The following is a 12376-nucleotide window of genomic DNA, read 5'->3' as shown; positions in this document are numbered from 1 at the left end:
GCTCTCGCTGGATCAACGCAGGGGTACGACCCTGATCAGTTGAGCCCCTCGGTCGGCTCCTCGAGCAGACGCGGGTCGTCGATCTGGTCACGCGGCGTCACGCTCGTCGAGTGAGCGGACGGCGACGAGTGCTTGGCGGACGAGTGCTTGCCGGACGAGTGCTTGCCCGGAGCCGACTGAGCCGGCGACGCCTGCGCCGGGACGGATGACTGTGCCGGAACAGCGGACTGCGCCGGAACAGCGGACTGCGCCGGAACAGCGGACTGCGCCGGAACAGCGGACTGCGCCGGGAGGGACGACTGCGCCGGTGCGGGCTGACCAGCACCCGGCACGGTCGACGAAGCAGCCGGGTCCACAGGAAGAGCCGAGGCCGCCGCACCGGGCGTGGACGGCCGGGCGGACCGGCCCGACTGCAGCACCGGCGACCCTCCGAGCGGCAGCCCCGAGATGTCCTTGCTCAGATCCGCGACGCTCAGATCCCCGACCTGGCGCTGGACCCCGCGAACCGGCACCGCGTCGCCGAGCCCGACAAGCGGCACATCCGTGCTCGTGCTCTCCGCGTGCGCCGTGCCGGCGCCGGGCGACGCCGGCATGTGGTGCGTGACGGGCAGCCCGCTCGGTCCGAGCGCCGTGAACAGCGGCCCGGCGATCAGCGCACCCTTGGAGATCGCCAGGTCGTGTGCGGCGAGCGCGGCGGGCGCCGGGTTCGGCAGCCGGCCGAGCGTCCCCGGTGTCCGGCGCTTCTGGTCCCGGCTCGGCAGGGTTCCGCTCACCACGTCGGCTGCGGGCAGTGCGCGGCCGGCCTTTTCCTCGGTACGGCCGGAGCCGTCCCCACCCCGCTGGATCCGGACGATCCGCTTGCCGTCCAGTCCGATCTGGATGAGCGGTTCACCGCTGAGCGGGTCGGACACGAGCGGGGGCACCTGCAGCGCCTCACCGGCCGGGTTCAGCGGTTGTTCGTCGGTCCGGGTTCCAGACGCCTGAGCGGGGGCCGCCCCGAGGAGCAGGATCCCGCCGATGAACGCTCCGGCACACCACAACTTCCGCACTGATCTCTCTCCAAGCCACTTCGGACGATGGGTTGGGTATTTACCCACCAAGTCGGACGAATGGTTCGGATGGGGCAACGAGCGGCCCCGCGCGTCGGTTCCGGCTGACTACGATCTGCGAACGTGAGTGTGCTGCCCGCGAACGAGCGTCCCGAGCCCGACAAGTCCACTGAGGACGAGCGGCCTCACCTGGTGCTCTGCGGGGCCGACGCACTTGTCTACACACTCGCCGAGGAGCTCGCGAATTCCCGGCGCCGGATCCGGATCACGGTGATCACTCCGCACCGGGTGCGCGCCGATGTGCCGGATCTGGCCGGCCTCGCCGACCGCGGCGTCACCTGGCATCGGGCCGACCGGCTGGACGAGAAGACGTTCCAGGAGGCGGGCCTCGACGGCGCGGCGGCGCTCGCGCTGGTCATGCCGGACGACATGACGAACCTGCACGCCGCCCTCTGTGCCCGCGAGGTGGAGCAGACGCTGCGGGTGGTGGTCCGGATGTCCAGCCGTGGCCTGGCGAAGAGCGTCGACCGGCTCTTCCCGGACTGCGCCGTGCTCTCCGACGCCGAGATGGCGGCGCCGGCGTTCGTCGCGGCCGCTCTCGGCGAGGTCGCGCCCACCCACTTCCGCCGCGCCGACCGTACCCTCTATGTCGCTGAGCGTGCCGACGTCCCGGCCCGCCGGGTCGTGCTGACCCTGACCGTCACCGACGCCGAAGGCGAGGTCAGCGTCCTTCCCGCCGATCCCGAGCCGGACTGGATGCTGCCGACCGACCTGGTGCTCGCCGAAGCCGTCGGCCGGCCGCCTGGCGAGGACGTGACCCGGCGGCTGCTGACCCGGGCCGGGCGCAAGCGGCGGCCGTTCGGCTATTTCGGGCGTGCGGTGCGTGCGGCGCTCAGTCGCAAGCTCGGCATCGCGGTAATGATCACGCTCGCCACGACGCTCGTCGCCGGGGCCGTCCTGAATCGGTACGACAAGGTGGACCACGGCCTCTGGGAGCAGATCTACGTCACCCTGCTGACCGCGGTGGGATCGTCCGATGTGGAGGAAAACTATGACGCCATCGCACAGGCCGCGCAGCTGGTCCTGACCATCGCGGGTCTCGCGCTGATCCCGCTGATCACCGCCGCCGTGGTGGACGGCATGGTCAACGCCCGCCTGGCGATCACCCAGGGCCGGCTCGTCAGCGAGCTTCGCGATCACGTGGTGCTGGTCGGCCTCGGCACGGTCGGCACCCAGGTGATGCGTCAGCTCCACGACCTCGGGGTCCGGGTGGTGGCGATCGACCGGAACAAGAACGCGGTGGGGGTGAAGGCCGCGCAGAACCGGGACATCCCGGTGATCGTCGGCGACGCGTCGGACGAGGCGACGCTGCGAGCCGCCGCGATCGACACCTGCCGGGCACTCGTGGTGCTCTCCACCAACGACCCGATCAACCTGGAGGCGGCGTTGCGCGCCCGCAGCGCGCACGAGGACCTGCGGGTGGTGCTCCGGCTCTTCGACGACGACTTCGCGCAGCGCGTCGAGTCGGCCTTCCAGATCAACACGTCCCGGAGCGTGTCCCGGCTCTGTGCGCCGGTCTTCGCGGCCGCCCTGCTGGAACGCGACGTGCACGCCACCATCCCGGTCGACCGGCACGCCGTCATGGTCGCCACGGTCACCATCACGGCCGGGTCCGCTCTGGACGGCGCCCCGCTGGAGCACGCTGACCATCCGGGCCAGGTGCGGGTGCTCGGCATGTCCGCGGCCGGCCAGGAGTGGGTCGACTGGCGGCCGGACCCCCGGCGGGTGCTCGCCGAGGGTGACCGGATCCTGGTGGTGGCGCGGCGCGGAGGCCTGCGGGCGCTGACGTTCTGAGCCGTCGGCGTCAGGGCAGCACGCTGGACAGCTCGTCCGGCTCCATGCCGAGCACGGCCTGCTCGTCGGGCTTGTTGACCAGAACCTCGGTCAGGTACGACTGGACGGTCGGTCCCATCCCGACATCCCGGCCGGCCCGCTCGGAGAGCAGCCACTTGTGCTGGATGATCTGCGAGAAGATCTCCTGCGGCTCCAGTTTCTGCCGAAGGTTGGCCGGCACGGCGCGGACAACCGGCTCGAAGACCTCGGTCAGCCAGCGGTGCGCGGCCTGCTGCTCGTCGGTGAGGTGGCTCTCCGCGCGGTAGGTGTCCAGGTCGTTGAGCAGCTGACGGGCCTGGTTCTCCTCGGCGTCCAGTCCGGTGAGCCGCATCAGCCGCCGGGTGTGATAGCCGGCGTCGACGACCTTCGGGCGTACCCGATATCCGCCGTCCATCGTGGACATCGAGACCTCGGCGACGTCGAAGCCCATCTCGTTGAGGCGGCGGATCCGGCGCTCGATGTGGTGCCGGGCGTCCTTCGCCACTTCCTGCTCGTAGGTCACCTCGTGCCACAGCCGTTCGTAGCGCGCCACGATGTCGTCGACCACGGCCTCCGGGTCGATCGACTCGTGCAGCAGTTCGGCGGCCTGCAGGTCGAGGCACTCGCCGAAGATGTTCAGCCGGAGGATCTCGATGTCCTCGCTGCGCTGACCCTCGGAGAGTTTCGGGTAGAGGTTCCCGGTCTCGGCATCCACCAGGTACGCCGCGAAAGCGCCCGCGTCCCGCCGGAACAGCGTGTTCGACAGCGAGCAGTCGCCCCACGAGAAGCCGGTCAGGTGCATCCGCACGATCAGGGCGGCGAGCGCGTCCAGCAGCCGGTTCATCGTCTCCGGCCGCAGCACCCGGGAGAAGAGCGCACGGTACGGCAGGGAGAACTGGAGGTGGCGGGTGACCAGCACGGTCTCCAGCGGCTCGCCCTCCTTGGTCTGCCGGTCGGTGGCGATCGCGACGGCCTGCACCGCGGGGAAGTCGATCCGCTCCAGGGCGCGGAGCAGGTCGTACTCCTTCTCGGCGATGCGCTCGCGGGTCTCCTTCATCGCGTAGACCGTGTCGTTCAGCTTGACGAACCGGACGACGTGCCGCGAAATGCCCTGCGGGAGTGCTACCAGGTGGTCCGCCGGCCAGTCCTCCAGGGGAATGTGCCATGGCAGGTCCAGGAGCGCCGGGTCGATGAGGGCGGAGGTGATGCGCACCGCCCCAGTGTGCCCGTTTGTTCGGCGCGTCGCGTGCGTTGGTGGCTCGTTACACAGGTGCGAAACGGCCGACTACGTACGGGAGTGGCATGCGACGCAAGACAGGCATCGTCATCGGAACGTGCACCGCCCTCGCGCTGGCCGGTACGGCAGCCGCGGTGGTGGCGACACCCACCAGCGATAGCCCGGTCGGCATCTGGCACGAAGCGCCGGCGATCAGCCGTACCCCCGTGGCAGCGCAAGGGAAGGCACCCGCCGCAACCAGGGTCGAGGAGTCGGGACGCGCGGAACGCGCCGCCGGGACGCCCTCCCCGGCCCCGTCGGCGTCCAGCGGGTCCGCGGCGCCGGTCGCGCCGGAACGGGCCGCGAAGGAAGCGGGACCGGGCCGCGAGCGGCCGCTCGAATCGGCCACCACCACGGGTACGAGCCGGGAGCGGGTCGGTGAGCTCATTGCGGTACGGAAGGTGCTGGAGTATCTGACCGGGCCCCGTGAGGAGAAGTTCCACTACCCCGGCGCGTCGTACGTGAAGGTGCACTTCGACCGGCTGGACATGCTCCCCGGTGACTACCTGACCGTCTCCAACCCGGAAGGCACCGAGAGTTACCGGTACGAGGCCGCCGACGACGGCCGGTGGGCCATGTCGATCACCGGGGACACCGCGATCGTGGAGATGCACCGCGCGGTCGACCCGCTCGGCCTCGGTACCGCCCTCGGCAACCTCGGCGTGCGCGTCGACCGGGTGGCCCGAGGCTTCGACCGCGGGGAGTCGAAGCGGGCCCGGCAGAGCGGCGAGTCGAAGCGGGCACGGTCGGGCGCCGATTCGCATCGGGCCCGGCCCGGCCGGGAGGAGTCGGTGTGCGGGGCGGACACCTCCAGCGACGCGGTCTGCTACCAGTCGGCCGACCCGGTCGCCTACACCAAGTCGAAGGCGATCGCCCGGCTGCTGATCAACGGGACCGAGCTCTGCACCGGCTGGCGGGTCGGCCCGAAGAACCGCATGATCACCAATAACCACTGCCTCACCACGTCCGGCGAGGCCTACGACACCGAGGTGTGGTTCAACTACCAGTGCGCCAAGTGCGGTGGATACGACGTCTTCAAGCCCACGAAGGTCTGGGGCGACCAGGTGATCGCCACCGACAAGACGCTTGACTACACGGTCTTCACGGTCGACGGGTTCGCGTCGGTCGAGAAGTTCGGCTACCTCACCCTGGACACCAGCCGGCCCACCCGTGGCCAGGAGCTCTACGTGCCGCAGCACCCGGCCGGCGAGCCCACCCGGATCGCCGGCGGCAAGGGCGAGAAGGCGAGCAACTGCTCGGTCGAGAACCCGGACTACACCGGGTACGCCCCGCACTCGGACGTCTCCTACTTCTGCGACACCGCGGGCGGCTCGTCCGGTTCACCGGTGCTGTCCCGGCGGACGAACCGGGTGGTGGCGCTGCACCACTTCGGCGGCTGCCCCAACTCCGGGGTACGGGGTGACCTGCTCGCCGCGAAGTTGCGCGCCTCCATCTAGTTTGGTGGTGTGGTTTCGTCCCTAGCACCTGTCCGGACCCGTAACTGGTGGCCCGATCTGCTCGCCGTGGTCGCGTTCGTGGCCCTGACCGTGGCCCTCGCCGCGGGTCATCTGCTGGCGTTCGATCAGCGGGTCGCGGACTGGGCCTTCGCGCACCAGCCGGCGGCTCTCTACTGGACCGCCCGGGTGCTGAACTATCTCGGTCAGGGCGGGCAGGTGCTGACGCCCGTCGCGCTGATCCTGACCGGGTTGCTGGTGTGGCGCACGCGCTCGGTGCGAGCGGTGTTCCCGTTCGTCGCGGCGTTCGTCCTGACCTATCTCACCATCGGGCCGGCGAAGCTGCTCTTCGACCGGGCCGCGCCCGCCTTCACCGGGCCGGACAAGACCGAGCTGTTCAACCCGGCGGCGATCGGGAAATACGGGATGAGCTACCCGTCCGGGCACATGGGCAACGTGCTCGTCTGGTACACGGTGATGGCCGTCCTGATCGCCGCGCTGCTGCACCGCCCGCTGACCCGCCCGGAGTGGCTGGCGCTCCGGGTCGCCCCCGTCGTGATCGTTTTCTGCACGACGGTCTACCTCGGCTTCCACTGGGTCACCGATTCGGTCGCCGGGGTGCTGCTCGGGCTGGTGCTGGCCCGGATCATCGCCCGCATCCCGTGGGACGCGATCCCGCTGCCGGCGCTGCGCGGATGGGAACGGCCGGCGGGCCTGTCGCCGCCGCGGCGCTAGGCGGCGATCCAGGCCCCGGCCTTCATCACCCGGCGCAGGTTCAGGTCGGCGTCCAGGACCACCAGGTCGGCTCGCAGACCGGGCGCGATGGCGCCCCGGTCGTCCAGGCCGAGCAGCCGCGCCGGCGTCGTCGACGCCATCGTCACCGCATCGGTCAGGGACAGGCCGGCCGCCACGGCGTTGCGCAGCGCCACGTCCATGGTGAGCGTGCTTCCGGCGATCGAGCCGTCCCGGACCAGCCGGGCCACCCGGTCGGCGACCACGACCTCCTGGCCGCCCAGCTCGTACCGGCCGTCCGGCATGCCGGTGGCGTCCATCGCGTCGGTCACCAGGATCGACCGGTCCGGGCCGGCGCTGCCCGCGGCGAACGCCAGCATGCCCAGGTGCAGGTGGATGTTGTCGGCGATCAGCTCGACCGCGGCGATCGAGGAGAGCAGGCCGATCACCGGTCCGGGTTCGCGGTGGTGCGGGGGGCGCATGCCGTTGAACAGGTGGGTGCCGACGGTCGCGCCGGCTGCCACGCCGGCATGCGTCTGCGCGTACGTGGCGTCGGTGTGTCCCACCGCGGCCAGCACGCCGTGCTCACGCAGGAACGCGATGGCGTCCAGAGCGCCGGGCAGTTCGGGCGCGACGGTCATCATCCGTACCGCGCCTTCACCGATCTTGACCAGCTCGGTGAGCTCGCCCGGCGCCGGGTCGCGCAGGAACGCCGGGTTCTGCGCGCCGCAGCGCGCATGGGAGAGGTACGGGCCCTCGAAGTGGATACCGGCGATCACATCGTCCTCGACCAGCGCGCGGTAGGCCAGGGTGGCGTCGCGCATCAGCTCGAACGGGGAACTGACCAGGCTCGCCAGCATCGTGGTGGTGCCATGACCGAGGTGGAAGGCGGCCGCCTCCCGGGCCGCCGCGGCGTCGCCGGTGGTGAAGGTGTGCCCGCCGCCGCCGTGGCAGTGCAGGTCCACGAATCCGGGAACGATGATGTCGTCGCCGGCGTCCCCGGCGAGGTCCAGCGAGGCGATGGAGTCACCGGTCACGGTGATCTCTCCGGGAAACATCCCGGACGGCGTGACGATCCGGCCTGCCAGGCGCGTCATCGGTCTCCCTGCAACGAGTCGAGGGCCAGCAGCGCCGCGCCCAGACAACCGGCCGTGTCACCCAGCTCGGCCCGGACGATCTCCGGCGAGCGGTGGAACGTGATCCGCTGGGCGACCGCCGCGCGTACCGGCCGGAGCAGATCGTCACCGGCCTCGGCCAGTCCGCCGCCGAGCACCACCACGCCGACGTCGTAGAGCGCCTGCGCGGTCAGCAGCCCGTCGGCGAGTGCCTCGATCGCGTCCCGCCAGACCTGCCCGGCGAGCTCCTCGCCGGCCGCTGCCCGGGTCGCCACGTCGAACGCGGTGGCCTCCGAGGCGCCGGACAGCTCCGCGTACCGTCGCCCGATCGACTTCGCCGAGCTCTCCGCCTCCAGGCAGCCGCGCTGGCCGCAGCCGCAGACCGAGCCGCCCGGCCGGACCATCACGTGCCCGAGCTCGCCGGCGGCGCCGTGCGCGCCCGGGTAGCCGGACCCGTCGACGACCAGGCCGGCCGCGATGCCGGTGCCGATCGCCACGAACAGCACGTGCCGGCGTCCCCGGCCGGCGCCGAGGCGCGCTTCGGCGAGGGCGCCGACGCGAACGTCGTGGCCGAGCGCGGCGGGCATGTCCAGCCGCTGCCGGGCAAGATCCCGCAGGGGTACGTCCCGGAAGCCCACGTTCGCCGACCAGACCGCCACCCCGGTGACCTCGTCGACCACACCGGGCACGGCGATGCCGGTGGCCACCGGCGTGAGTCCTGCGGCGCGTGCCGTGGCGGCCAGCGACTCGGCGACGTCCAGGATGTTCTCGGTGACCGCGGCCGGGCCACGCTCGGCCCGGGTGGGATGGCGTTCCTCGTGCTGGACCGTGCCGTCCGGCCGGACCAGCGCGCACTTCATCCCGGTGCCCCCGACGTCGAGGGCGATGACGACCTCGGTCATCCGAGGATCACGGAACGGGTCAGGTTGCGCGGGTTGTCCGGGTCGAGGCCCTGGGTGGTGGCGAGCGCGACTGCGACGCGCTGCGCCAGGATCAGGTCGGCCATCGGGTCGAGCGGGTCACGGCCGCCGACCCAGCGGCCGAGCGACGCGTATCCGCCGTGGTGGCGGCTGTGCAGGAAGGCGGCGCCGGTCTTCTCCACCTCGTCGGCGAGGCCGGTCGGCACCTCGCCGAACGCCCACACCACGCGGCGCGGCCCGGCGATCGAGATCGGCCCGTGCCGGTAGTCCATGGCCTGGTACGACTCGGTCCAGAAGCTCGCGGTCTCCCGGCACTTGAGCGCGGCCTCCTCGGCGATGCCGACGGTCCAGCCCCGGCCGAGGAAGGTGATCTGGTCGACGAGTGCGGGGTGCACCGGCAGCGGCATGCGGATCGCCACCTCGGCGTCCATCGCGGCGGGCTCCAGATCCTCACCGAGGTGGGCGCGGAGCAGCGCGAGCACGCTCGTGGCGAACCGGGTCTGCACGACGGACTGCTCGTCGGCGAAGTCGAGCACGATCGCGTCCCGGGCGACCTGCGCGGCCGGCTGGGCGCGGTCCGCGGTCAGCACGGTCACCGGGGCCTTCGCACCGACGGTGCGCATCACGTCGACGACCTCGGTGGTGGTGCCCGACCGGGTGATCGCGACGAGCCGGTCGTACCGGCGGTCGTGCGGGAACTCGGAGGCCTGGAAGGCGTCCGTCTCACCGTGTCCGGCCTGCTCACGCAGCGCCGCGTACGCCTTCGCCATGAACCAGGAGGTGCCGCAGCCGACGACGGCGACCCGCTCCCCGGGGGTGGGCAGGCCGGGCGCTGATCCGGCTAGGTTCGCTGCTTTCCGCCAGCACTCCGGCTGGGTGGCGATCTCCGCCTTGACATGGCTCATAGCTGTTCCTCACCGGTAGTTGCTGCGCATTAGCGCTCGGTTCCCGGGACTTTCGCGCGTTATTGTGCTCATGGCCTTGGCGTGGGGGCAAGTTCCAAAGGTCCTTTGCGCATCGCGTCGCTTTGCTTCGGGACCTTTCGCGCACTAATGTGCACACACTTATCATGAAACGTGCAGCTGGGAGTGACGGGTGGACCGGTACGCGCGGTGGAATGCCCTGCTCGAGCTCCTCACGGAGAGCGGCCGTGTGACGGTCGAGGAGGCCGCAGAGACCCTCGACGTGTCACAGGCGACCATCCGCCGTGACTTCGACCAGCTCGCCCAGCAGCAGATGATCACGCGTACCCGGGGTGGCGCGGTCGCCAACGGAGTGTCCTACGACCTGCCGCTGCGGTACAAGAGCGCGAAGCACTCGGCCGAGAAACAGCGCATCGGCGAGGCCGCCGCCAAGCTGGTCAGCCCGGGGACCGTGGTCGGGCTCAACGGCGGCACCACGATCACCGAGGTGGCCCGGGCCCTGGCGGTCCGGCCCGACCTCAACGCGGTCGGCGAGGGCGCCCAGCTGACCGTCGTGACGAACGCGCTCAACATCGCCAACGAGCTGCTGGTCCGCTCGCGGATGAAGATCGTCGTGGCCGGCGGGGTGGTCCGCCCGCAGTCCTTCGAGGTGGTCGGCCCGCTCGGCGGCGCTCTCCTCAAGGAGGTCACCATCGACATCGTGCTGCTCGGTGTCGACGCGCTCGACGTCGAGCTCGGCGCGGCCTCCCACCACGAGGGCGAGGCCGCGATGAACAGCCTCATGGTGGCCCGGGCCAAGCGGGTCGTCGTGATCGCCGACTCGTCGAAGCTGGGCGGCCACGCGTTCGCGCGGATCTGCCCGATCTCCAAGGTGGAGACGCTGGTGACCGACTCCGGGGCGGCGCCCTCAGTGGTGGACGCGTTCCGCGAGGCCGGAGTGGACGTCATCACCGCCTGACGTGTGTTCGGGATCCCGATAGTGGCGATCTTCACCTACTGTGCGGCGAATGACCGCCGTACTCGAGATATCAGGGCTGCGTAAGACCTACCGCAGTCGTAAAGGTGTCCGGAATGCGCTGGATGGCTTCGACATGGTCGTGGAAGCCGGTCAGGTGCACGGATTCCTCGGTCCCAACGGCTCCGGCAAGACCACCACATTGCGTACGCTGCTCGGGCTGATCAAGCCCAACGACGGCCGGATGGCGATCCTCGGGCGTGAGGTTCCGCGGCATCTGCCGGAGGTGGCTCGCGAGGTCGGCGCCATCGTGGAGAGCCCGCAGTTCTTCGCGAACTTCACGGCCGAGACCACGCTGTCGCTGCTCGCCGACGCCGGCGGGGTGAACCGGAACCGGGTCTACTCGGTGCTCGACCTGGTCGGACTGCGCGATCGGGCGAAGGAGCGGGTCAAGACGTACTCGCTCGGTATGAAGCAGCGCCTGGCGGTCGCGTCCGCGCTGCTCAAGGAACCGAAGCTGCTGATTCTCGACGAACCGGCGAACGGCCTGGACCCGGGTGGCATCCGGGAGATGCGCACGCTGATGCGGGACCTGTCCGACTCCGGCATGACGGTGCTGCTCTCCAGCCACATCCTCGGCGAGATCCAGCTGATCTGCGACTCGGTCACGATCATCTCGGCCGGTCGGCGGGTCACGTCCGGCTCGGTCTCGTCGGTGCTGGCGCAGCACACCAGCGGGGCGGTCAAGGTCCGGCTCGAGCCGGGTGTCGACCTGATGAGCGCGGCGCAGATGCTGCGCAGGGCAGGTGCCCAGGTCGAACTGGCCGCCGACCACTTCACGGTCGGCAACGCGAGCAACCCGGCCCAGATCACCAAGCTGCTGGCCGACCAGCAGATCTACGTCACCGAGCTGACGCCCGTCGCGGCCGACCTGGAGGACGTCTTCCTGGAGCTGACCGGCACCGCGCCGGTCGAGGGGCACAGCCGGCAGGTGGACGAGAACGCGCTGACCGCCGGCCAGAGCGCAGCGGGCAAGGGTGGGTGGGGACAGTGAGCCTGGCTCGTGCGGAATCCCGGCGGCTGATCAAGCGCCGCTTCACCAAACTGATCGTCCTCGGAACGCTGCTGGTGCTGGTCGCGGTCGTGGCCGGCGCCTGGCTCGCCAACGAGAAGGTGGGACCGGACCAGATCGCGGCGGCCAAGGCCAGCGCGGAGCAGGACTACCAGCGCGCGCTGCAGGAGTCCGAGGCCGAGCGGGCCCGGTGCGTGGCCGCGCAGGGCACGCCGGAGGCGGAGAAGAACTGGCCGGGCGGCTGCGACGCCGCGATCTGGACGCCGCAGCCGGACGAGTTCGACTACCGGTGGAGCATCCCGCCGACCTTCGAGCTGCGCGACGACTTCCGGGACATGATCTCGGTGTTCGCCGTGGTCCTCGCCGCGGCGGCGTTCCTGATCGGAGCGTCCTTCGTGGGCGCCGAGTGGAACAGCGGCGGCATGATGAACCTGCTGCTCTGGCAGCCGCAGCGACTGCGTGTGCTGGGCACCAAGCTGGGCGTCTTCCTGGGCTGGCTGACCACGCTGGCGGTGCTGCTCGGCGCGGTCTGGGCGGGTCTCTTCCGGCTGCTCGCGGAGAACCGCGGCACCACCGAGAAGATGACCTCGGGCGTCTGGCAGTCGTTCGGCCTGATGGGTCTGCGCGGCCTCGGCCTGATCGTGGCGGCCGGCGCGCTCGGGTTCGCACTGGCCTCGCTGGGCCGGCACACCGGCATGGCGCTGGGCGTCCTGGTGGCGGCCGGCGCCCTGCAGATCGGCGTGATCATCATGACGCAGCTGGCCGGCTTCAAGTACTGGGAGGTCTGGGCGCTGCCGATCTGGGGGATGGCCTGGATGTCGAAGGAGTACGAGTCGATCGACTACGACTCCTGCAACTTCTCCTCGTCGGCCGGATGTGAGCCGGACACGTATCTGATGACATGGCAGACCGCGGGCATCGGGATGGCGGTCGTCGTGGCGGTCATCGTCGGCGCTTCGATGTGGACGATGCGTAAGCGCGACATCACATGAGGTAACGTGCGCGGGG

General features: G+C 70.7%; 11 protein-coding genes. 6 read left to right on the top strand and 5 right to left on the bottom strand.

Annotated features, from left to right (window positions below):
- Positions 1–35: 35 nt before the first annotated feature.
- Positions 36–1049 carry a hypothetical protein gene (locus AMIS_RS41095; protein WP_014447828.1) on the bottom strand — a complete coding sequence of 338 codons (1014 nt, stop codon included), beginning with the start codon at positions 1047–1049 and terminating at the stop codon, positions 36–38.
- 123 nt (positions 1050–1172) lie between these two features.
- Here AMIS_RS41095 and AMIS_RS38115 point away from each other — a divergent pair, with 123 nt between their 5' ends.
- Positions 1173–2903: an NAD-binding protein gene (locus tag AMIS_RS38115; RefSeq protein ID WP_231859173.1), complete on the top strand. Its 1731-nt coding sequence runs from the start codon at positions 1173–1175 to the stop codon at positions 2901–2903.
- Positions 2904–2913: 10 nt separating this feature from the next.
- Here AMIS_RS38115 and AMIS_RS38110 read toward each other — a convergent pair whose 3' ends face one another.
- Positions 2914–4134, bottom strand: a complete 1221-nt coding sequence (locus AMIS_RS38110; RefSeq protein ID WP_014447826.1) for a DUF4032 domain-containing protein — start codon at positions 4132–4134, stop codon at positions 2914–2916.
- 89 nt (positions 4135–4223) lie between these two features.
- On the opposite strand from AMIS_RS38110, the gene AMIS_RS38105 reads away from it, so the two are divergent.
- Entirely contained in the window at positions 4224–5654 is a 1431-nt protein-coding gene (locus AMIS_RS38105) for a trypsin-like serine peptidase (RefSeq protein ID WP_014447825.1), read from the top strand.
- 9 nt (positions 5655–5663) lie between these two features.
- Complete coding sequence (locus AMIS_RS43215) at positions 5664–6386, top strand: phosphatase PAP2 family protein (protein WP_014447824.1); 723 nt, start codon at positions 5664–5666, stop codon at positions 6384–6386.
- On the opposite strand, the gene nagA is transcribed toward AMIS_RS43215, so the two are convergent.
- The 3 genes from nagA to AMIS_RS38085 are packed head-to-tail and all read right to left on the bottom strand — an operon-like array spanning position 6383 to position 9323.
- On the bottom strand, positions 6383–7480 hold the full coding sequence (nagA, locus tag AMIS_RS38095; RefSeq protein WP_014447823.1) for an N-acetylglucosamine-6-phosphate deacetylase: 1098 nt from the start codon (positions 7478–7480) through the stop codon (positions 6383–6385). The two genes, AMIS_RS43215 and nagA, sit on opposite strands and share 4 nt — an antisense overlap.
- Entirely contained in the window at positions 7477–8400 is a 924-nt protein-coding gene (locus tag AMIS_RS38090) for an ROK family protein (RefSeq protein ID WP_014447822.1), read from the bottom strand. The genes nagA and AMIS_RS38090 overlap by 4 nt, the downstream gene beginning before the upstream one ends.
- Positions 8397–9323 carry an SIS domain-containing protein gene (locus tag AMIS_RS38085; RefSeq protein WP_014447821.1) on the bottom strand — a complete coding sequence of 309 codons (927 nt, stop codon included), beginning with the start codon at positions 9321–9323 and terminating at the stop codon, positions 8397–8399. The genes AMIS_RS38090 and AMIS_RS38085 overlap by 4 nt, the downstream gene beginning before the upstream one ends.
- A gap of 190 nt (positions 9324–9513) precedes the next feature.
- Here AMIS_RS38085 and AMIS_RS38080 point away from each other — a divergent pair, with 190 nt between their 5' ends.
- Genes AMIS_RS38080 through AMIS_RS38070 form a run of 3 tightly spaced genes read left to right on the top strand, consistent with a single transcriptional unit; the run spans position 9514 to position 12360 of the window.
- Positions 9514–10299 carry a DeoR/GlpR family DNA-binding transcription regulator gene (locus AMIS_RS38080; RefSeq protein ID WP_014447820.1) on the top strand — a complete coding sequence of 262 codons (786 nt, stop codon included), beginning with the start codon at positions 9514–9516 and terminating at the stop codon, positions 10297–10299.
- 49 nt (positions 10300–10348) lie between these two features.
- The gene (locus tag AMIS_RS38075; protein ID WP_014447819.1) at positions 10349–11350 is read left to right on the top strand and encodes an ATP-binding cassette domain-containing protein; all 1002 of its coding nucleotides are present in this window, start codon (positions 10349–10351) and stop codon (positions 11348–11350) included.
- On the top strand, positions 11347–12360 hold the full coding sequence (locus AMIS_RS38070) for a hypothetical protein (protein WP_014447818.1): 1014 nt from the start codon (positions 11347–11349) through the stop codon (positions 12358–12360). Before AMIS_RS38075 ends, AMIS_RS38070 begins: the two co-directional genes overlap by 4 nt.
- Positions 12361–12376 lie beyond the last annotated feature (16 nt).

This window comes from Actinoplanes missouriensis 431 (assembly GCF_000284295.1).
Lineage (GTDB): Bacteria > Actinomycetota > Actinomycetes > Mycobacteriales > Micromonosporaceae > Actinoplanes > Actinoplanes missouriensis.
This window is presented reverse-complemented; position numbering and strand designations above follow the sequence as displayed.